At 56.3% G+C, this 20,592-nt stretch carries 18 protein-coding genes; 13 read left to right on the top strand and 5 right to left on the bottom strand.

Annotated elements, in window-relative coordinates; genetic code table 11:
• Positions 1-88 precede the first annotated feature (88 nt).
• The 3 genes from QLG07_RS01870 to umuD all read right to left on the bottom strand — a co-directional run bounded on the left by QLG07_RS01870 (position 89) and on the right by umuD (position 3,083).
• On the bottom strand, positions 89-1,285 hold the full coding sequence (locus QLG07_RS01870) for an MFS transporter (protein ID WP_282468336.1): 1,197 nt from the start codon (positions 1,283-1,285) through the stop codon (positions 89-91).
• Between the two features lie 113 nt (positions 1,286-1,398).
• Entirely contained in the window at positions 1,399-2,661 is a 1,263-nt protein-coding gene (umuC, locus tag QLG07_RS01875) for a translesion error-prone DNA polymerase V subunit UmuC (RefSeq protein ID WP_048915783.1), read from the bottom strand.
• A gap of 2 nt (positions 2,662-2,663) precedes the next feature.
• Complete coding sequence (umuD, locus tag QLG07_RS01880; protein WP_099754265.1) at positions 2,664-3,083, bottom strand: translesion error-prone DNA polymerase V autoproteolytic subunit; 420 nt, start codon at positions 3,081-3,083, stop codon at positions 2,664-2,666.
• 296 nt (positions 3,084-3,379) lie between these two features.
• Here umuD and QLG07_RS01885 point away from each other — a divergent pair, with 296 nt between their 5' ends.
• Positions 3,380-3,829: a DUF4385 domain-containing protein gene (locus QLG07_RS01885; protein WP_048915784.1), complete on the top strand. Its 450-nt coding sequence runs from the start codon at positions 3,380-3,382 to the stop codon at positions 3,827-3,829.
• Here QLG07_RS01885 and QLG07_RS01890 read toward each other — a convergent pair.
• Complete coding sequence (locus QLG07_RS01890) at positions 3,826-4,431, bottom strand: TetR/AcrR family transcriptional regulator (RefSeq protein ID WP_048915785.1); 606 nt, start codon at positions 4,429-4,431, stop codon at positions 3,826-3,828. The two genes, QLG07_RS01885 and QLG07_RS01890, sit on opposite strands and share 4 nt — an antisense overlap.
• A gap of 104 nt (positions 4,432-4,535) precedes the next feature.
• Between QLG07_RS01890 and QLG07_RS01895 the strand changes: the two genes are divergently transcribed.
• Positions 4,536-5,429, top strand: coding sequence for an ABC transporter six-transmembrane domain-containing protein (locus QLG07_RS01895; RefSeq protein ID WP_048915786.1), 894 nt, complete (start codon positions 4,536-4,538; stop codon positions 5,427-5,429).
• Positions 5,430-5,532: 103 nt separating this feature from the next.
• Here QLG07_RS01895 and QLG07_RS01900 read toward each other — a convergent pair whose 3' ends face one another.
• Positions 5,533-6,276: a YoaK family protein gene (locus tag QLG07_RS01900; RefSeq protein WP_253539118.1), complete on the bottom strand. Its 744-nt coding sequence runs from the start codon at positions 6,274-6,276 to the stop codon at positions 5,533-5,535.
• Between the two features lie 403 nt (positions 6,277-6,679).
• On the opposite strand from QLG07_RS01900, the gene QLG07_RS01905 reads away from it, so the two are divergent.
• The 11 genes from QLG07_RS01905 (at position 6,680) to QLG07_RS01955 (ending at position 20,458) form a co-directional block, all read left to right on the top strand.
• Complete coding sequence (locus QLG07_RS01905) at positions 6,680-7,903, top strand: HD-GYP domain-containing protein (RefSeq protein WP_062818238.1); 1,224 nt, start codon at positions 6,680-6,682, stop codon at positions 7,901-7,903.
• A gap of 191 nt (positions 7,904-8,094) precedes the next feature.
• Positions 8,095-8,904, top strand: coding sequence for a trehalose-phosphatase (otsB, locus tag QLG07_RS01910; protein WP_282468327.1), 810 nt, complete (start codon positions 8,095-8,097; stop codon positions 8,902-8,904).
• Entirely contained in the window at positions 8,879-10,309 is a 1,431-nt protein-coding gene (gene otsA, locus QLG07_RS01915; protein WP_282468328.1) for an alpha,alpha-trehalose-phosphate synthase, read from the top strand. Before otsB ends, otsA begins: the two co-directional genes overlap by 26 nt.
• A gap of 963 nt (positions 10,310-11,272) precedes the next feature.
• The gene (gene flhD / locus QLG07_RS01920; RefSeq protein WP_048915794.1) at positions 11,273-11,626 is read left to right on the top strand and encodes a flagellar transcriptional regulator FlhD; all 354 of its coding nucleotides are present in this window, start codon (positions 11,273-11,275) and stop codon (positions 11,624-11,626) included.
• Positions 11,626-12,204: a flagellar transcriptional regulator FlhC gene (flhC, locus tag QLG07_RS01925; protein ID WP_048915795.1), complete on the top strand. Its 579-nt coding sequence runs from the start codon at positions 11,626-11,628 to the stop codon at positions 12,202-12,204. The genes flhD and flhC overlap by 1 nt, the downstream gene beginning before the upstream one ends.
• A gap of 132 nt (positions 12,205-12,336) precedes the next feature.
• Positions 12,337-13,221, top strand: coding sequence for a flagellar motor stator protein MotA (motA, locus tag QLG07_RS01930; RefSeq protein WP_048915796.1), 885 nt, complete (start codon positions 12,337-12,339; stop codon positions 13,219-13,221).
• Positions 13,218-14,249 (top strand): flagellar motor protein MotB, encoded by a 1,032-nt coding sequence (gene motB / locus QLG07_RS01935; protein ID WP_133623821.1) that lies wholly within the window; start codon positions 13,218-13,220, stop codon positions 14,247-14,249. The genes motA and motB overlap by 4 nt, the downstream gene beginning before the upstream one ends.
• Positions 14,250-14,259: 10 nt before the next feature.
• Positions 14,260-16,254 carry a chemotaxis protein CheA gene (gene cheA, locus QLG07_RS01940; RefSeq protein ID WP_048915798.1) on the top strand — a complete coding sequence of 665 codons (1,995 nt, stop codon included), beginning with the start codon at positions 14,260-14,262 and terminating at the stop codon, positions 16,252-16,254.
• A 24-nt stretch (positions 16,255-16,278) separates the two neighbouring features.
• Positions 16,279-16,776 (top strand): chemotaxis protein CheW, encoded by a 498-nt coding sequence (gene cheW / locus QLG07_RS01945; RefSeq protein WP_048915799.1) that lies wholly within the window; start codon positions 16,279-16,281, stop codon positions 16,774-16,776.
• A gap of 209 nt (positions 16,777-16,985) precedes the next feature.
• Complete coding sequence (locus QLG07_RS01950) at positions 16,986-18,647, top strand: methyl-accepting chemotaxis protein (RefSeq protein ID WP_187498922.1); 1,662 nt, start codon at positions 16,986-16,988, stop codon at positions 18,645-18,647.
• Between the two features lie 149 nt (positions 18,648-18,796).
• On the top strand, positions 18,797-20,458 hold the full coding sequence (locus QLG07_RS01955; RefSeq protein ID WP_282468329.1) for a methyl-accepting chemotaxis protein: 1,662 nt from the start codon (positions 18,797-18,799) through the stop codon (positions 20,456-20,458).
• Positions 20,459-20,592 lie beyond the last annotated feature (134 nt).

The following is a 20,592-nucleotide window of genomic DNA, read 5'->3' on the forward strand; positions in this document are numbered from 1 at the left end:
GCGGCCAGGGTGCCGCCTGTTGTACGATGGGAATCTGGCTATTTTACCGCACGGATAACCGTCATCTGGTTAAACTGTACCGAAAACGTCAGGCATGAAAGACCCGTTTGCTAAAAATCAGCCAGAGTAACAGCGCACACAGGGCTATCCCGCCCAGCGCCATATAAGCATGGCTATACGTTGAATCACTGACAATGGCACCGGCCAGTGCCGGGCTGAGTGAGGCGCCCAGCCCCTGGAATAACATCACCAAACCCAGCGCGGCGTTAATATGGCCCGAGCCGTTGAACAACCAGGCAATCAGTCCGGGCACGGCAACCCCCAGAATTCCCGCAGCGACACCGTCCAGAACCTGAACGGGAAACAACACCCACTCATTCCCCCAAAAAGAGGCAATAGCGGCGCGTAATGGCAGCACCACGAGGGCAATCAGGATAAGCCTGGCGTAACCGCACCGGGCGGCATAGCGTGCGGTCAGCAGTGCGGCGGGGATCATCACCACCTGCGAGATTGCCACCGTTAATGCGGCATAGGTGCCTGGCGTGAACATCGCTTTCGCGCCCGAGGAGGCGATCTGCATGCTCAACATCGGCAGCTGGGCCGCATTAGCCAGATGGAAGAGCAAGAGAGTGGATCCTGTTACCAGCAATTCTGGCCGTTTTAGCAATGCTAACAAAGAGGGAGAAACGGTCGCACCTGCCTGTTCATGACTCCCCCTTGCCACATTATGGTCGATATCATCTTTGTTGATGGCCGAGGTGCAAATGAGGGTGCATACGGCCATCGCCGTCATCAGTAAGAACACGGACCCGGTGCCCCAAATCCAGCAGGTGAAAGCGGCCAGGAGGGCTATCGTCATATTACCAGCATGGTTGAAGGCTTCATTGCGCCCCATCTGCTGCACAAAAATTTTCTGACCGCCGATCCCCAGGGTGATACCGGCAATCGCGGGGGCAACGACTGCGGCGGCTAAGCCTGTGACGATCTGCGATGCAATCACGATGGTGGGCGTCGGAAAATACCAGAGCATCAGCGTGCTGAAGGTGATGAGCAGGGATGAGACGATAATTAACAGGCGCTTGTGACGCGTGGCGTCGACGATGATCCCAGAGGGGAAGGTGGCCAGCAATCCCGCCAGGCTGCCGGCGGTCATCACCAGGCCTATATCATCCGCCTGCCAGTGATGAGAGACCAGAAATATCCCCAGGAATGGCCCCAGCCCGTCGCGAACGTCGGCAATAAAAAAGTTGAGCAAACAGAGCACTTGCAGTGAACGTAATTTCATACACAACCTCAGGTAAAGCAAGAACTCGCCATAACGTGAGAGATGACAATAGGTTGTGTCGGTGAATTTTTCCACTGCAACTTACACCAGGCAATCTGCGCCATTGAATCCGCTTATTTTGCCAGCGGAAAATCGGCGTAGCGCGTGGTATACGCGGGTGACAGCATCTCACGCTTCATCGCCCAGGCTTTCTCAATCCCCTGACCGGCAAACCACACTTTGCCTTTCCCCGAACTGTTCAGCGTGTCGATCGCCGCCATCAGCGCCGCGCTGTCAGGCCTGGGCTGACAGTCGTCAAACAGGTTCAGCTGCGCCACGCCGCTGCTGAAAAAATCCGCCAGCATCACGCCCGCCTTCATATAGCGGTGGCCGTCGCGCCAGATGTGGTCCAGCGCCTTGGTGGCGGCCTGAATAATATCGCGCGTGTCGTTCGACGGGGTGAGCAGCTTGCTGGCGGCCTGGTTGCCGTAAAACACCTCATCCTGCGCGTGCGGGCTGGTGCGCAGAAAGACGCTGATAAAGCGGCAGAACTGCTTTTCCTGACGCAGTTTTTCGGCGGCGCGTTCGGCATAGGCGCAAATGGCCTGGTGCATCTCTTCATAGGCGGTGATGCGGTGGCCGAACGAGCGGCTGCAGATAATCTGCTGCTTGGTGGGGGAGAACTCCTCCATACCGAGGCACGGCTCGCCGCGCAGCTCGCGGGCGGTGCGTTCCAGCACCACGTTGAAGTGCTTACGCACCACCCAGCTGGAGCAGTCGGCCAGCTGCAGTGCGCTCTCAATACCCATCAGATTGAGCTTTTTGCTGATGCGCCGCCCCACGCCCCACACTTCCTCCACCGGCACCAGCGCCAGCAGCTTACGCTGACGCTCAACGTTCGACAGATCGACCACGCCGCCGGTCTTTTTCCACGTTTTCGCCGCATGATTGGCGAGTTTCGCCAGCGTTTTGGTCGGCCCGATGCCCACGCCAACGGTCAGCCCGGTGTTTTTCAGCACCTGGTTGCGCATCTGGTGGCCGAAAGTGTCCAGCGGCATACAGTTATTCACACCGCTGACGTCGACAAAGGCTTCATCAATGGAGTAGATCTCAATCGCCGGGCCGATCTCCGTCAGGGTATTCATCACCCGACTGCTGAGGTCGGCATACAGCGCGTAGTTGGAGCTAAAAACGTGCACCTTCTGGCGGTGCAGCTCGTTTTTCAGCTTGAAGTAGGGCGCCCCCATCTTGATCCCCAGCATTTTGGCCTCGGCCGAGCGCGAGATCACGCAGCCGTCATTATTCGATACCACCACCACCGGCTGGCCGCGCAGGTCCGGGCGAAACACCGTCTCGCAGGAGGTGTAGAAGCTGTTGACGTCAACGAGGGCGAACATGGCTACTGATGCGCTTTCAGGGTAAAGGTCACCACGCCGAAGATTTCCAGCTCTTCCTCGTTATGGAAGGTGATCGGCGTGTACTGGCTGTTGTGGGCGAACAGCTGCAGCACGGGGCGGGTGCGCAGCTCTTTCACCGTGAACTCGCCCGCTACGGCGGCCACCACGATACTGCCGTGCACGGCATCCAGCGAGCGGTCAACGATCAGCAGGTCGCCATCGCCAATTCCTGCACCAATCATCGAATCACCGCTGACCTTAATAAAGTAGGTGGCGCTCGGATGTTTAATCGCCAGCTTATTGAGGTCGAGCGTCTCCTCAACATAGTCCTGCGCCGGGCTGGGAAAGCCGCACGGCACCCGTTCGATAAACAGCGGGAGCGGCAGAGCCGGGGTGATGATGGCTGGGCGGATGAACGGCATAGTCTGAATCTCAATGTTACTGTGTTTATATACAGTATTACTGAATGCCGCCATCGATCAAGCGTCTTTCGCGCAGGTTCTGAAAAGCCTCTGAAGAGGCGGGAAATTTAGGTGATGCTGGAAAGGATAGCGCTGAGGTTCAGAGGGATAACGTGGGAGTATATCGCGGGTAATATCCAGTATGGCGACTCATGGATGAAACAGAAAGCCTGATGGCAATTGCCGCTCAATGGCAGGGGTATCCGCCAGCGGCTATGCTCTCTGCTGACGGACGCCATTCATCATCAGGAGAAGCCATGAAGGAATTTGATTACCAGCGCGATTTCAGCCAGATCGATTTCAGGAAACACCCGGAGCAGTACCAGGTCGGGCGCGGGGAGCAGGGCGTGCTGATGGTTGAGCCGTATAAAAGCGAAATCCTGCCGCACTGGCGCTTCAAAACGCCCGAGGTGGCGGAGATCTCTGCTAACGCCATCATGGCGCTGTTTGAAGCGTATCGCCGTAGCGATGACTTCGTCGGCATGGATATGGCACGCAAGTTTATTCAGATGGGCTATACGCGCGCCAGGCGTTACGCCAACCACAAAGGCGGGCGTAAATATGATGCGCAGGGCGAGATATTGCCGTATCAGCTGAATGAAGAGAAGGCCGCCGCCGCCGCCATTTTTAAAGCCCACTGGGACAGCATTCGCCAGGATAAAGACTACCTGGCGCGGCGCAAAAAACATCAACAGCAGTTCGGCTAAGCCCCTTTGCCGACGGGTTCGGGGGGCGCGACCAGGATAACGGTGATAAACGCGTTGATATCTGCCGTTGCAGCCTGCTGTGCAGCGGGGGATGGGGAGATAATCAGCTGGTCGGCATAGCCGTTGAGCATCGCCCACAGCTGGCGCGTCACCCGCTGCGCATCACGATGGCGAAAGTGACCGGCCGTAATACCGCGGTCGATAATGTCAGCCAGCAGCGCCTGCCACTGCGCCATCATCGCCTCTGCCAGCTGCGCCCACTCCTCATCGCGGATCGCCAGCTGCCAAAGCGAGCTGTACAGCGACCAGCTGGCGTCCGGTGCGGCGGGCAGGTAGTTTTGCACAAACGCGCTGAGCTGTGAGCGCGCTTCGAGCGCGCCAATCTCATCAGCAAACTCTACGCGGTCGCGCTGCATAAATAGCGTCATCGCCTCTTTGCACAATGTTTCCCAGTCGCGGAAGTAGTGATAGATGTGGCTGCGCGAGATGCCGAGCTGTTCGGTCAGCTCGCGGGTGGTCACGCGCTCAATGCCTTTTTCGCTAAACAGCGTAATTGCGCCATCAAGAATACGGGCGCGTAATACTTCAGCGGTCTCTTTCATTGTTGCTTCCCACGGCTCCACGTTGACTTTGAGCAAGTGCTCAAATAGACTGCATCTGGTTTTTGAGCAACCGCTCAAGCCTAATCCTACCAGAAAATAATCCGATGAAAACCTGTACCACTGCGGAAATCGTACCGACTTCCGCCAGCGCGATCGCCACGCTGAAACTGCTTGGCCGCCGCCACAGCAAAAAATTGATCCTCACGCTGCTGCTGGTGATTGCCGAAAACGTCACCTATCTGCTCTATCCGCTGGCGGCCGGATTTGCCATTAACGCCATTCTCAGCGGCCAGGCGCTGCATGCGGTGCTGTATGCGGCGATGGTGTTTACCATGTGGGCGATTGGTGCCGCACGCCGCAGCGTGGATACGCGCACCTTTGCCCGCATCTATGCCGGGCTGGCGGTGCCGGTGATCCTCACCCAGCGCCAGCAAAACCATCCGCCGTCGACCGTGGCCGCGCGCGTGGCGCTGTCGCGCGAGTTTGTCGACTTCTTCGAGCAACACCTGCCGGTGCTGATCACCTCGGTGGCGTCGATTACCGGCGCGGCGGTGATGCTGCTGGCGATTGAGTTCTGGACCGGCATTGCCTGTCTGGTGATTCTGGCGTTTTTCAGCCTGTTTCTGCGCGGCTACACGCGCAAAAATGAGCGGCTGTTTGGCCGCCTCAATGACCGGCTGGAGAAAGAGGTGCGCTTTGTCACCCACGCCGAAACGCCTGCGCTGACGCGCCATTACCGCGTGCTGGCCGGGCTGCGCATCCGCCTGTCGGACCGCGAAGCCTGGGGCTATCTGGCCATTGGTAGCGCCGCAGCGCTGCTGTTTGCACTGACCATTCTGTATATGACGCTGAAGGGCGGGGCGGATGCGGGCCACATCTACTCGGTGATGACCTATATGTGGATGTTCGCCATGAGCCTCGATGATGGCCCGCAGCTGCTGGAGAAATATTCTCAGCTGAAGGATATTGGCAAACGCGTGAATACCGGGCTGGAGTAAGCGGCAGGTTGACGCGCGCATCACCGCGTGGCGATGCGCGTCTGTGCCAGCGGCGGTGCATTTCGCGCTGGAGGCACAGGTTAAATATTTTAGGCCGTGCGGCTCAGGCCAAGCTCAAACGGCGGGTCATCCACACCGTAATGATAATCGAGCTAAGCGCCACCAGCATCAGGCCCGCGCCGACCGCAATCATCGCGCTAAAGCCGAACAGGTTAAACAGCAGCAGCCCGGCGATACCGCCGCTCAGGAAGGAGACGATGGTGATCAGGTGGGTGAGGAACTGCTTGCGCTGGGTGGTGACCTGTTTGGAAACGTCGCGGCGCGCCAGCGTGGCAATCACCGAACCCAGCGCAATCCCGGCATCGGTCAGCGTGCCGGTGATATGCGTGGATCGTACGCGCCCGTTGGAGAGCTGAGTGGAGTTAGCGTTATGAATACCCATCAGGAAGCCGAGCAGCACGATCACCTCCCGGTTATTAAACGGGGAGTAAAACAGCATCTCAAAAGCGGAGATGGCAATTAATAGCGCCCCTTCTATCAGCAGCACCATGCTGAAGATGGTGCGGATATTGTGTTTAATTCCGCCAATAACAATCAGCCGGCAGGTAATACAGCCGAGAACAAACGCACCAATCACCGACATCAGAAGTATCAGGTCTTTCACATTAAAACTGGATACTTCTGCCGACAGTTGCGAAGTATTTCCGCTCATGTGCGACGGGAAGAAGCCAAAGGCACCCAGCGCCATGGCGTTGAGCAGCCCGGCGCTGGTGGCCAGCACCAGCGCCAGACAGCGGTCCTCAGTGTGGGAGCGGGCGCGCTTGCGCTTGATCATCATATTGAGCATGGCTACCCCTTAATTCGCCTTGATGTTCAGTCATCAGTGTAGTGTGTGGGGTAAGAAGAAAGCCAATAATAACCGGGTAATTAGAGTTATCTTATATTTCGTAAATAAAGAAATTGGTTTTATCTGTTGTTATTAAAAGTTCGGTAAAGAAATGCGGTGCGTTTATTGATAACGCCGGAAGGAGATATTATTTCGCGGCGTCTGATAAGCGTTATTTATATACCCGTCAGGCGCAATTTAAGTGCTTTACCGAAGGCGCTTTCGGCGTGATAACCGCGGACTGAACTGGCCGAAGCCGATGTTGATCACACCTGACAATTAAGTTGCCTGTTACCCCACAGGTTTTCATCGCCGCTGCCGATACTTCTCAGGAATGGAATTCACTCAGACTTGAGGAGGCGGGATGATCGTCGGTATTGCGGTGAACGAACTGCGGCTGGGTATGTACCTTTATAAGCTTGATGTGTTCTGGCTGAAACACCCGCTGGTCGGCAATGAAATGCTGCTGACGGATGAGACGCAGATAAAGGTCATCCAGAACAGCGGCGTGCGTGAAGTGTGGATCGACCTGTCGCGCGGGCGTGGCGTTGAGGTGAAGACCGGGATAGTCGAAAACGTGGTGCTGCCTGAGGCTGAGGCACCGTCTGGCTATCAGTCGCCGGAAGTTGATCGCGGCCAACCCGTTACCCTGCGCGGTGAGATGGCGCAGGCGCAGAAAATCTGCCTGGCGGCGAAAGGGCCAGTGATGGACATGTTCAGCGATGCGCGCATGGGCAAAACTATCGATGCAAACAGCACGCTGCCGCTGGTCAATGATATTGCCGGCTCGCTCAGCCGCCATCCAGCCGCTTTGCTGAGCGTGGTGCGCCTAAAATCGCACGATGATTACACTTACCTGCATTCGGTGGCGGTCTGTGCGCTGATGCTTTCTCTGGCGGCACAGCTGAAGCTGGATCAGCATCAGACCAAACGTGCCGGGATGGCGGGGCTGCTGCACGACGTAGGCAAAGCGGCGGTGCCGCTGGCAATCCTCAACAAGCCTGCCAGGCTGACGGAGGAAGAGTTTGAGGAGATGAAGATCCATCCGGTGGCCGGCGCGGAGATCCTGCGTATCAGCGGTGCCGATGCAGATTTACAGGATGTGGCACTGCATCATCACGAAAAGATCAATGGCACGGGATATCCGCACGGGCTGCGCGGCAATGCGATTTCTCTGCTCGCCCGTATGGCTTCAATATGTGATGTCTATGATGCCGTCACCTCCGACCGTCCCTACAAAGCGGGCTGGAACCCGGCCAGTGCAATGCACCAAATGGCTAACTGGCACGGCCATTTTGATCGTAAGCTGCTGCACTCATTTGTTAAAGCAGTCGGTATCTATCCGGTTGGCTCACTGGTCAGGCTCTCTAACGGGCTGCTTGGCGTGGTGACCGAGCCGGGTGAACACTCGCTGCTGCAGCCGAAGGTGTGCATTTTCTGGTCGTTAAACAGCGGCAAGCGGCTGACGCCGTATGAGGTCGATCTCGCCAGCCAGCACGCCTCGGAAAGCATTGTCGGGCCGGAAGAAGCCGGACACTGGCCGGGGATAGACGTCAACGCGCTGTGGCAGAAAGCGGTTACTGCCTGATTTTCTGGCAGGATTTGGAAACCCTTCTATACTTAATGCTGATGTTGTCCGCACTGAGGGTCGACGCGGTAGGAAAACCACGATCCCTCTCGACGTCAGACGACAGGCAACTGCTTTACGCCGTCCCCGTCAGACCACGCAGTTACCCTCATTGCACAGCATCTTTCTGAACCATTAATCAGGAGGAATGTGTGACTAAACAAGCAGATTTCGTTCCCCCAATTAAGGCAGAAGCGCGCTACGCCTTCTTCTTTGACGTGGATGGCACACTGGCGGCGATTAAACCGCGCCCGGATGAGGTTTCCGTCCCTGCTGCGGTGGTGGCTGACCTTCAGCACCTGGCGCAAAGCTGTGATGCTGCGCTGGCGCTGGTTTCCGGCCGCCCGATAAGCGAACTGGATGCCCTGGTCGCTCCGGCGCGTTTTCCGCTGGCCGGCGTGCATGGTGCTGAGCGGCGCAATCTCCAGAATGAAACAACGCGCATTGCCCTTGACCCGGGCACTGTGACGATCCTCAGCCGTGAACTGGAGCAGGCGATAGCCGCTCTGCCGGGCACCGGGCTGGAGAGTAAAGGTATGGCGTTTGCCCTGCATTATCGCCAGGCACCGCAGTATCAGCAGGCGATTGAAACGCTTGCCGACTCGCTGGTGGCGCGTTTCCCCGAGCTGGTACAACAGCCGGGAAAATGCGTGGTCGAACTGAAGCCGCGGGGCGTGAACAAAGGCGCCGCGATTAACGATTTTATGCAACTGCCTCCGTTTGCCGGCCGTATCCCGGTGTTTATCGGGGATGATTTGACTGACGAAGCAGGTTTTGACGTGGTCAATGCCATGGACGGTATCTCAATTAAAGTCGGCTCTGGAGCCACCGCCGCGCGCGGACGTCTGGCTGATGTTGATGCCGTTTACCGCTGGCTGGAACAGACCCGAATAAAACTAGATCAAGACGCAACAACGTCGGTGAGGAGTCAAAGTTATGAGTCGCTTAGTAGTCGTATCTAACCGTATTGCCATTCCTGATGGCAGTAAGGCCAGTGCCGGAGGGCTGACCGTTGGCATTGTTGATGCCCTGAAGACCACCGGAGGCATGTGGTTTGGCTGGAACGGTGAGATCAATGAAATTGGAGAAGATGAAGAGCAATTGAACATGCTGGAGCAGGACGGTATCACTTATGCCTCCTTCGGCCTCGATCAGAATGATTACGATCTCTACTACCTGCAGTTTTCCAACGCGGTGCTCTGGCCTGCTTTCCACTACCGTCTCGACCTGGTGAATTTCCAGCGTGAAGCCTGGGACGGTTACTGCCGCGTCAACAAGCAGCTGGCACAGCGCCTGCAGCCGCTGCTGAAAGAAGACGATATTCTGTGGATCCACGATTACCACCTGCTGCCGTTTGCCGCCGAATTGCGCAAGCTGGGCGTGAATAACCGCATCGGCTTCTTCCTGCATATCCCGTTCCCGACCCCGGAGATCTTTAACGCGCTGCCGCCGCACGCCGACCTGCTGGAGATGATGTGCGAATACGATCTGCTGGGCTTCCAGACGGAAAGTGACCGCCTGGCGTTCCTCGAGAGCGTTTCACTGCTGACCCAGATGCAGAGCGAGGGCAAACAGCATCGCGCCTTCGGCAACCGCTTCACTACCGAGGTTTACCCGATCGGTATCGAACCTGACAGCATCAAAGAGATGGCAGAAGGGCCGCTACCGCCAAAAATGGTGGCGATGAAGAAAGATCTGGGCGATGCGCAAAATATTATCGCCTGCGAGCGCCTCGACTATTCGAAAGGGTTGCCGGAACGCTTTCTCGCCTACGAGGCGCTGCTGGAGAACTATCCGCAGCATCATGGCAAAATCCGCTACTCGCAGATTGCACCCACCTCGCGCGGCGACGTGCAGGCTTACCAGGATATCCGTCATACGCTGGAAACTGAAGCGGGCCGTATTAATGGTAAATATGGCACGCTGGGCTGGACGCCGCTCTACTACCTCAATCAGCACTTTGACCGCCGCCTGCTGATGAAAATCTTCCGCCTGACGGATATCGGGCTGGTGACGCCGCTGCGTGACGGCATGAATCTGGTGGCGAAAGAGTATGTCGCCGCGCAGGATCCGGATGACCCGGGCGTGCTGGTGCTGTCGCGCTTTGCCGGTGCCGCTAATGAGCTGACCTCGGCGCTGATCGTCAATCCTTATGACCGCGATGATGTGGCGGCGGCGCTTAATCAGGCATTGACCATGTCACGTACCGAAAGGATCTCGCGCTACAACGACATGATGGCGGTGCTGCGCAGCAATGACATTACCCACTGGCGTGAGAGCTACCTGCGTGATTTGCAGGCGCTGCCGCAGGATGGCCGGGTAAAGAGCCAGCAGAGTAACGTGACTTCCTTGCCAAAATTGGCCTGAAACATCGGTCCAGTGTAAACAAGATGTTTGACCAACAGGGGCTGCGGCCCCTGATTTTCCTTATCCCGCTTTAACCAATCCTCACGCTGCTTAACGCTTCTCTGACGCAGTTTGCAGAAAAAACGCCCACTTGCTTCAGAAAAAACATAAGAAAGCCACTTTTCCCTAAAGGTTGGCGCCAGTCTGCCGATACTAAAATAAGCAATTACCCGAAAAATCCGAAAAACATTCACACTCCTTATGTAACGCCTATTTACATCTACAGGCATTAGCTGAACATCAGGCGCCGCCTGCTTACAAATCGCTATCACTCCATTGCAAAAACCTGACCTTTGTCACATTTTTACCTTCGAATAGCTTTCGTATATTCACTGTAAGTAACTACCTGAAGGTGGTGTAAAACACCTTATTTAAAGTATAAAAGTCTTACAAATAGTCTTATTTATGAATTTTATGCTGCCACGTGCCGCTTCGCTGCTCTCCTTGCGTTTAAAATTCCACGCGCGTTGGTTTTCGTTCGAAGATGGTTACTTACCGGGCGGAATTTACAAAAACTGACTGAAATGATTAGTTAGTGAGCTAATCAACAGGGTTGCTGATGGTTTTTTCTGAATTATTTGCCTTAAAAGTGTGATCTAGATCACACTTTATCTAAAATTCAGGTAGGCTCTCGTTGTATGTCGAAATCAGAGGGGATAGAGTTGCCTTGTTTTCGGAATAGTCTTAAAAGAATGTAACAAGAAGTCACGGATGGAGTCAGGGAAGAGAGGGCTCAGGAATGGCCACTGGCAAAATGAGTTCATGATTATTTCCTGGCTTGGTTTCTGCGAAAAACAAGACAGCCTTAGCAAGCATTTGGCTTCTGCCACTAAATTTTTGCCATCTTTAGATTTACCAACCAGCAACCATGGTAGCGGCATTGACCGCACACGTTAAAAGTAGTGTCAGTCAGGATGGAAAAAAATGGGTACATCAGAATTACTCAAACATATTTACGACATCAACTTGTCATATTTATTGCTTGCACAACGTTTAATTAACCAGGAAAAAGCTTCGGCCATGTTTCGGCTGGGCATCGATGAATCAATGGCCGATGCTCTGGCGGGTTTAACATTGCCTGAAATGGTCAAGCTGGCGGAAACCAATCAGCTGGTTTGCCAGTTCCGTTTCACCGATCACAATTCGATTAGCCGTTTGACTCGTGAATCTCGTGTGGATGATTTACAGCAGATCCATACCGGTATCCTGTTATCCAGTCGTTTATTACGTGATGTCTCAAAAGATGACGAGACACCGAAAAGAAGGGCGGCGAGCTAATGAGCGAAAAAAGTATTGTTCAGGAAGCGCGTGACATTCAGCTGGCGATGGAATTAATCACGCTGGGTGCGCGCCTGCAAATGTTAGAAAGTGAAACACAGCTGAGCCGCGGCCGCTTAATTAAGTTATATAAAGAGCTGCGTGGAAGCCCACCCCCAAAAGGCATGCTGCCGTTCTCGACTGACTGGTTTATGACGTGGGAGCAGAATATCCATGCTTCGATGTTCTGTAACGCCTGGCAGTTCCTGATCAAAAGCGGATTATGCACCGGTGTTGAAGCGGTGATTAAAGCCTACCGTTTATACCTGGAGCAGTGTCCGCAACAGGACGAGGGCCCGCTGTTGGCGCTGACGCGCGCCTGGACCCTGGTCCGGTTTGTTGAAAGCGGTATGCTGGAATTAGCCGGCTGCAAATGCTGCGGTGGCAGCTTTATTAACCACGCACATCAGCCTGTTGGCAGCTTCACCTGCAGCCTTTGCCAGCCGCCGTCCCGAGCGGTAAAAAGACGTAAACTTATCGCAGAATCTGCCGATAACAATTCACAACTGCTGGATGAACAGGTTAAACAAGCCGTTTAATAGTGTTCGCCACGTGGAGTGAATCCAGCAGCGGTCTTTGACCGCTGCTTTTTTTTTGCCCCACGCCTGGCGATGCGCCTGCCGAATTCTGGCTTAACTTCCACCCACACGTTTACAGCGTAAGGATTTTTCGTGCTGATTATATTGGGTTATATCCTTGTCCTCGGATCGGTGTTGGGCGGCTTCGCAATGGTCGGCGGCCACCTTGGCGCATTATATCAACCGTCGGAGGTGCTGATTATTGTCGGCTCCGGCATTGGCGCATTTATTGTCGGCAACAACGGCAAGGCGATTAAAGCGACGCTCAAGTCGCTGCCGCTGCTGATGCGCGGCTCGAAATATAACAAGTCGGTGTATATGGATCTGATGGCGCTGCTCTACCGCCTGATGGCCAAATCGCGCCAGCAGGGGATGCTGTCGCTGGAGCGCGATATCGAAAATCCGCAGGAAAGTGAGATTTTTGCTAATTACCCGCGCATTCTTGCCGATAAAAGATTAGTGGACTTTATTACCGACTATTTACGCCTGATGGTCAGCGGCAATATGAATGCCTTTGAGATTGAAGCGTTGATGGATGAAGAGATTGAGACTTACGAGCACGAGTGCGATGTGCCGGCAACGGCGCTTGGAACGATGGGCGATTCACTGCCGGCGTTCGGTATCGTGGCCGCGGTAATGGGGGTGATTCACACCCTGGCCTCTGCGGACCGCCCGGCGGCTGAGCTCGGTGCGCTGATCGCCAACGCGATGGTCGGCACCTTCCTCGGTATTTTGCTGGCTTACGGTTTTATCTCCCCGCTCTCCGGGGTGTTACGCCAGAAGTGTGCCGAGACCACCAAGATGATGCAGTGCATTAAGGTGACGCTGCTCTCCAGCCTGAACGGTTATGCCCCGCAGATCGCGGTGGAGTTTGGTCGTAAGACGTTGTACTCAACGGATCGACCGTCGTTCAGCGAGCTGGAAGAGCACGTTCGTAATGCGAAATCCAATAAGCAGACTTCGGATCAAGACGCATGAAGCATAACAATCACCCCATTGTGCTGGTAAAGCGAAAAAAGTCGAATAAGCATGCCGGCTCGCACGGCTCGTGGAAAATCGCCTACGCCGACTTTATGACGGCAATGATGGCCTTTTTTATGGTGATGTGGCTGATTTCTATCTCAAGTCCTCAACAATTGATTCAGATTGCCGATTACTTTAAAACGCCGCTGAAAGTGGCGCTGACCGGCGGCCAGCGCAGCAGCGACAGCTCCAGCCCGATCCCCGGCGGCGGTAAAGATCCGGTCGAGAAGCAGGGTGAAGTGCATAAAGTGGTCGATATGGATGCACAGAAGCGCAAGCTGGATGAAATTCGTCTTAACCGCCTGCGGGAAAAGCTCGACCAGCTGATAGAGGCTGACCCGCGCCTGCGTGCGCTGCGTCCGCATCTGATTATCAACATGGTGGAAGAGGGGCTGCGTATCCAGATTATCGACAGCCAGAACCGCCCGATGTTTAAAACCGGCAGCGCCGAAGTGGAGTCGTACATGCGCGATATCCTGCGTGCGATTGCCCCGATTCTGAATGATATCCCCAACCGGATTAGCCTGGCGGGACATACCGACGACTTCCCCTATGCCGGGGGGGAGCGGGGTTACAGTAACTGGGAACTCTCTGCCGACCGTGCCAACGCGTCCCGACGCGAGCTGATGCTGGGAGGACTGGACAGCGGCAAGATGCTGCGTGTGGTGGGCATGGCTGACACCATGAAATTGAAGAACCGTGGTGGCAACGATGCGGTTAACCGCCGCATCAGCCTGCTGGTGTTAAACCATGACACGGAAGCGCAGATCGAGCGTGAAAATGCCGAAAGTGATGCGGTACAGATTAGTGATGCAAGTAGCCTTAAAACGATAGCGGCACCGGAAGTTCCTTCTGATGCCAGCAAAAACCAAGACCCTCAACACTCACAGGCTGAGCCTGTCAGCGCGAATGCTCCGGTAACATCGTTACCTGCGGCACCCGCACCGGCGGCCCAGACCGATCGCGACTCACAGCCGAGGTGATACCGTGAGCATGGATATCAGCGATTTTTACCAGACGTTCTTTGATGAAGCCGACGAATTGTTGGCGGACATGGAACAACACCTGTTGGGTCTTGACCCGCAGGAACCAGATTCGGAACAGCTTAACGCTATCTTCCGTGCGGCCCATTCGATTAAAGGCGGAGCGGGTACCTTTGGTTTTACTGTATTACAGGAAACCACGCATATTCTGGAAAACATTCTCGACGGTGCGCGACGCGGCGAAATGCAGCTGAGCACCGATATCATCAACCTGTTTTTGGAAACCAAAGATATTATGCAAGAACAGCTGGATGCGTATAAGACTGCCTCGGAACCCGATGCGGCGACGTTTGCCTATATCTGTCAGGCGCTGCGTCAGCTGGCGCTGGAAGCAAAAGGTGAGGTTCCGGCCCCTGCGGTGGCGACTGACGCTGCTCCGGCTGTGGCGGTTGCTGCCAGCGGTCTGCGGATCAAACTGACCGGCCTGAAAGCGGGCGAAGCCGACCTGATGCTGGAAGAGCTGGGCAATCTGGGTACGGTTTCCGCAGCCGTTAAGGGCGAGAACACGCTCGAAGCCTCACTGGATTCCTCAGTGGGTAAAGACGATATCGTCGCGGTGCTGTGCTTCGTTATCGACGAATCGCAAATCCACTTCCCGCAAGCTGAGGTGGTGGATATCAGCGCTGCGGCTGCTGCTCAGCCGGTGGCTGAACCGGTGGCTGCGGTTACCAGCGCCGAAGCGGAACTGGCCAGCGTGAGCGAGATTGCTCCGCTGAAGCGCGAAGCGGCGAAAAAGCCTGCTGCCCCGAAGGTGAATGAATCAACCAGTATTCGCGTAGCGGTTGAGAAGGTCGATCAGCTGATCAACCTGGTTGGCGAACTGGTCATTACCCAGTCAATGCTGGCGCAGCGCTCCGGCGAGCTGGACCCGGTCAATCATGGCGATCTGCTGAACAGCATGGGCCAGCTGGAGCGCAATGCGCGCGACCTGCAGGAGTCGGTGATGTCGATTCGTATGATGCCGATGGAGTATGTCTTCAGCCGCTTCCCGCGTCTGGTGCGCGACCTTGCCAGCAAGCTGGGCAAAGAAGTCGAACTGACGCTAATGGGCAGCTCGACCGAGCTGGATAAGAGTCTGATCGAACGCATTATTGACCCGTTAACGCACCTGGTGCGTAACAGCCTGGATCACGGGATTGAAACGCCGGAAAAACGCCAGGCAGTCGGCAAGCACGCGGTGGGCAACCTGACGCTGTCAGCGGAACACCAGGGCGGCAACATCTGCATCGAAGTGACCGATGACGGTGCCGGTCTGAACCGCGAACGTATTCTCGCCAAAGCGCTCTCTTCCGGCCTGCCGGTCAGCGAGTCGATGAGCGACGAAGAGGTCGGCATGCTGATCTTCGCCCCGGGGTTCTCCACCGCCGAGCAGGTGACTGACGTCTCCGGTCGTGGCGTGGGCATGGACGTGGTGAAACGTAATATCCAGGAGATGGGCGGCCACGTTGAGATCTCCTCGAAGCAGGGCAAGGGCACAACGATCCGTATCCTGCTGCCGCTGACGCTGGCAATTCTGGATGGCATGTCGGTGCGCGTGGCCAACGAAGTGTTTATCCTGCCGCTGAATGCGGTGATGGAATCCCTGCAGCCGCTGGCGGATGACCTGAAAGCGCTGGCGGGCGGTGAACGCGTGCTGGAAGTGCGCGGTGAATATCTGCCGCTGGTTGAGCTGTGGAACGTCTTTGAAGTGCAGGGTGCGAAAACCGAAGCGACGCAGGGCATTGTGGTGATCCTGCAGAGCGCCGGTAAACGCTACGCGCTGCTGGTTGATCAGCTGATTGGCCAGCACCAGGTGGTCGTGAAAAACCTGGAAAGCAACTATCGCAAAGTGCCGGGTATCTCCGCCGCCACCATCCTTGGCGATGGCAGCGTGGCGCTGATTGTAGACGTCTCTGCACTGCAGTCTCTGAACCGTGAAAAGCGTGTGGCGGGAGCCGCAGCCTGACAATAACTGATTAAGGGTAGCATTATGACTGGAATGGCCACTGTCACTAAACTCGCCGGCGAAACCGTGGGTCAGGAGTTCCTGGTGTTTACGCTGGGTGATGAAGAGTACGGGATTGATATCCTCAAGGTGCAGGAGATCCGCGGTTACGATCAGGTCACGCGCATCGCCAACACCCCGGCGTTTATCAAGGGTGTAACCAACCTGCGTGGCGTAATCGTACCGATTATCGACCTGCGTATTAAGTTTGCCCAGCCGGACGTCGACTATAACGACAACACCGTGGTGATCGTGCTGAATCTGGAGCAGCGCGTGGTGGGCATCGTGGTGGACGGCGTGTCTGATGTGCTGTCGCTGACGCAGGATCAGATCCGTCCTTCCCCGGAATTTGCCGTCACCATGTCTACCGAGTATCTGACCGGTCTGGGCGCGCTCGGTGAGCGTATGCTGATTCTGGTCGACATCGAGAAGCTGCTGAGCAGCGAAGAGATGGCGCTGATGGATACGCTGCGCAGCGCATAATATTCAGCAATAACGATTGCGTAAGGGGTGGCCGTATTTTGGGTCACCCCTTTTTTTTGCAGTGATACCCCACATTGCTTTGCCTTAAGTGCCGGGAGGAGAGGGCTAAGATCTTTTAGTTACTTAACTTTGCGCAGCATAAAGTTCTCCGCCGGGGAACCGATACCATTAGACGTTATTCTATTCATCATACATACCAAGGGTTTCTTATGTTCACGCGGATTAAAGTCGTCACCAGCCTGATTATGGTTCTGGTGATTTTCGGCACGTTACAGTTAGCTTCTGGCGGCTTGTTTATCAATGCGCTGACTCACGATAAAAACAGCTTTGCGGTATCTCAGGCCGCCAGCGATAACGTGGCGCTGTTTACCGACGCCTGGGTCACGCTGAACCAGACGCGCATTACGCTCAACCGCGGCATGCTGCGCCTGCAGAGCGAAGCGGCCAACTCGGGCAGCAGCGCCTCCCTGAAGATGCTCAGTGACCAGGCCAAACAGCAGCTTGCGCTGGCGGCTAAAACTTACGCCGCTTATCAGGCCCTGCCGGAAACGCCGGGCATGAACAGTCAGCTGGTTGAGCGCCTGGAGCAGAGCTATGACGTTTACGTGCAGACGCTGACGCAGATGATCCAGCTGATGGATGACAAACAGCTGGATGCGATGTTCAAAATGAATATCGAAGCGAAGCAGAAAGTGATGCAGAGCACCTATGTCCAGTGGCGTGACCAGCAGGCAACGTTGAGCAAGCAGGGCGCGGCGCAGAACGAGAAAGCCTACGAGCAGATGCTGTGGCTGATCTCCGGCGTTATGATTCTGGTGGTGGCGCTGATCGTGCTGTGCTGGTATGGCCTGCGTAACATCTTGATCCGCCCGCTGCAAAGCAGCATTGCGCACATCAGGAGTATTGCAGAGGGTGACCTGACGCAAAATATCGTGGCGGTCGGGCGCAACGAAATGGCGCAGCTGGCGAACAGCCTGCATGAGATGCAGCAGGCGCTGGTGAAGACCGTCAGCGTCGTGCGCGATGGTTCAGACGCGATTTACACCGGCGCCAGCGAAATCTCTGCGGGTAATAATGACCTGTCAGCGCGCACTGAAGAGCAGGCTGCCTCGCTGGAGCAGACCGCTGCCAGCATGGAGCAGCTGACCGCGACGGTGAAACAGAATGCTGAGAACGCCCGCCAGGCTTCACAGCTGGCGCTGAATGCCTCCGAAACGGCACAGAAGGGTGGCCGGGTGGTCGATGGCGTGGTGAAGACCATGAACGACATTGCCGGTAGCTCGAAGAAAATTGCCGATATTATCAGCGTTATTGACGGTATCGCTTTCCAGACCAATATCCTGGCGCTGAATGCCGCGGTGGAAGCGGCCCGTGCCGGGGAGCAGGGGCGTGGCTTTGCCGTGGTGGCGGGTGAAGTGCGTAACCTCGCCCAGCGCAGCGCCCAGGCGGCGAAGGAGATCAAAGGATTGATCGAAGACTCGGTAGCGCGCGTCGATACCGGCTCACAGCTGGTCGGCAGCGCGGGTGAAACCATGACCGATATCGTCAATGCGGTGACCCGCGTCACCGATATTATGGGCGAAATCGCTTCGGCTTCTGATGAGCAGAGCCGCGGCATCGACCAGGTCGGCACCGCCGTCACCGAGATGGACCGCGTGACGCAGCAGAATGCCTCGCTGGTGGAAGAGTCCGCCTCGGCGGCGGCCTCGCTCGAAGATCAGGCCAGCCGTCTGACCCAGGCGGTGGCGGTGTTCCGCATTGCGCGCCAGCAGGCGGCCCCGGCTGCTGTGCTAAAGCGCCCGCTGCTGAATAAGCCCAGCGCTAAGCCCGCTAACCCGGTGAGCAACGACGGTCATTGGGAAACGTTTTAATTCCGTAGCCAAAACGGGTCGGGCATGCCCGACCCCTACACGTAATATGTGGGGTCGAGGCGTGCCTCGACCTTAATCCATCCGAGCGCCATAAAGATCCCCCCGCGATTGCCGATAACAGCAGCCTTAACCGATTAATAAGGAACATTATGTTTAAGCGTATGAAGGTCGTTACCAGCCTGATAGTGGTGCTGGCATTTTTTGGTTCATTACAGTTAATCACCGGCGGTCTGTTCTTCCAGGCGCTGAAAGGCGATAAAGATAATTTCGCCGTCTCCCAGCAGCTGCGGCTGCAGCAGTCCGCCCTCAACCAGTCCTGGATCGCTCTGATTCAGGCACGTAATACCCTCAACCGTTCCGGGATCCGCTACATGCTGGATGCTAATCATATGGGCAGCGGCGACAGCGTTAAACAGCTGCTGGCGGCGGCGCAGGAACAGCTCAATATCGCAGAGAAAAGCTACGCCACCTGGGACTCTCACCTGTCGCAACAGGGCAAAAGCGCCGAAAACGTGCGCGCTATTCAGGAAAACTACCGCATCCTGCACGACGCGCTGGCGCAGCTGATCCAGCTGATGAACGACGGCAAGATTAGCGAATTCTTCGATCAGCCAACCCAGCGTTATCAGGATGGTTTCAGCCATGCCTATAACCGCTGGCTGAGCAAAAACGATGCGCAGGCGCAGGCCGGTGCGGATCAGAATCTGCATGCCTTCAATCAGGCGATCTGGGTGCTGGTTATCGTGCTGGTGGTGTCACTGCTGGCAATTGGCGGAGTGTGGAGCGGCATCCGTCATATCCTGCTGCTGCCGCTGCAGAGTAGCATCGGTCATATCCGGCGTATTGCCAGCGGCGATCTGACGCAGCCCATTACCGTAGAGGGGCGTAACGAGATGGCGCAGCTGGCCGCCAGCCTGCAGCATATGCAGCAAGAGCTGGTGCGCACCGTCAGCGTGGTGCGCGACGGCTCTGATGCCATCTTTACCGGCGCCAGCGAAATCGCCGCCGGCAATAACGACCTCTCTGCGCGTACCGAAGAGCAGGCCGCCTCGCTGGAGCAGACCGCGGCCAGCATGGAGCAGCTGACCGCCACGGTGAAGCAGAACGCCGAGAACGCCCGCCAGGCCTCACAGCTGGCGTTGAGCGCCTCTGAAACCGCGCAGAAGGGCGGCAAAGTGGTGGATGGCGTGGTGAAAACCATGAACGACATCGCCGGCAGTTCGAAGAAAATTGCCGATATCACCAGCGTCATCGACGGCATCGCCTTCCAGACCAATATTCTGGCCCTCAATGCCGCGGTAGAAGCGGCGCGTGCCGGGGAGCAGGGGCGTGGCTTTGCCGTGGTGGCGGGCGAAGTACGTAACCTCGCCCAGCGCAGCGCGCAGGCGGCGAAGGAGATCAAAGGACTGATCGAAGACTCGGTATCCCGCGTCAACACCGGCTCGTTGCTGGTGGAGAGCGCCGGTGAAACCATGAGCGATATCGTCAATGCGGTGACCCGCGTCACCGATATCATGGGCGAAATCGCTTCGGCTTCTGACGAGCAGAGCCGCGGCATCGACCAGGTCGGCACCGCCGTCACCGAGATGGACCGCGTGACGCAGCAGAATGCCTCGCTGGTGGAAGAGTCCGCCTCGGCGGCCGCCTCGCTCGAAGAGCAGGCCAGCCGTCTGACCCAGGCGGTCGCCGTGTTCCGCATTGCGCACCAGCAGGCGGCCCCGGCTGTCGTGCTAAAGCGCCCGCTGCTGAATAAGCCCAGCGTTGAGCCCGCTAACCCGGTGAGCAACGACGGCCATTGGGAAACGTTTTAATTCCGTAGCCAAAACGGGTCGGGCATGCCCGACCTCTACACGTAATACGTAGGGTCGGGCATGCCCGACCCCTACACGAAATATGTAGGGTCTATGTAGGGACGAGGCATGCCCGACCTCTGCACGTAATATGT

The sequence above is a fragment of the Erwinia sp. V90_4 genome (assembly GCF_029967685.1).
Classification (GTDB): Bacteria; Pseudomonadota; Gammaproteobacteria; order Enterobacterales; family Enterobacteriaceae; genus Erwinia; species Erwinia aphidicola.

Coding starts and splice junctions, on each gene's coding strand:
- QLG07_RS01870 (WP_282468336.1), bottom strand. CDS start 1,285: ATGAAATTACGTTCACTGCAAGTGCTCTGTTTGCTCAACTTTTTTATT.
- umuC (WP_048915783.1), bottom strand. CDS start 2,661: ATGTTCGCCCTCGTTGACGTCAACAGCTTCTACACCTCCTGCGAGACG.
- umuD (WP_099754265.1), bottom strand. CDS start 3,083: ATGCCGTTCATCCGCCCAGCCATCATCACCCCGGCTCTGCCGCTCCCG.
- QLG07_RS01885 (WP_048915784.1), top strand. CDS start 3,380: ATGAAGGAATTTGATTACCAGCGCGATTTCAGCCAGATCGATTTCAGG.
- QLG07_RS01890 (WP_048915785.1), bottom strand. CDS start 4,431: ATGAAAGAGACCGCTGAAGTATTACGCGCCCGTATTCTTGATGGCGCA.
- QLG07_RS01895 (WP_048915786.1), top strand. CDS start 4,536: ATGAAAACCTGTACCACTGCGGAAATCGTACCGACTTCCGCCAGCGCG.
- QLG07_RS01900 (WP_253539118.1), bottom strand. CDS start 6,276: ATGCTCAATATGATGATCAAGCGCAAGCGCGCCCGCTCCCACACTGAG.
- QLG07_RS01905 (WP_062818238.1), top strand. CDS start 6,680: ATGATCGTCGGTATTGCGGTGAACGAACTGCGGCTGGGTATGTACCTT.
- otsA (WP_282468328.1), top strand. CDS start 8,879: ATGAGTCGCTTAGTAGTCGTATCTAACCGTATTGCCATTCCTGATGGC.
- flhD (WP_048915794.1), top strand. CDS start 11,273: ATGGGTACATCAGAATTACTCAAACATATTTACGACATCAACTTGTCA.
- flhC (WP_048915795.1), top strand. CDS start 11,626: ATGAGCGAAAAAAGTATTGTTCAGGAAGCGCGTGACATTCAGCTGGCG.
- motB (WP_133623821.1), top strand. CDS start 13,218: ATGAAGCATAACAATCACCCCATTGTGCTGGTAAAGCGAAAAAAGTCG.
- cheA (WP_048915798.1), top strand. CDS start 14,260: ATGGATATCAGCGATTTTTACCAGACGTTCTTTGATGAAGCCGACGAA.
- cheW (WP_048915799.1), top strand. CDS start 16,279: ATGACTGGAATGGCCACTGTCACTAAACTCGCCGGCGAAACCGTGGGT.
- QLG07_RS01950 (WP_187498922.1), top strand. CDS start 16,986: ATGTTCACGCGGATTAAAGTCGTCACCAGCCTGATTATGGTTCTGGTG.
- QLG07_RS01955 (WP_282468329.1), top strand. CDS start 18,797: ATGTTTAAGCGTATGAAGGTCGTTACCAGCCTGATAGTGGTGCTGGCA.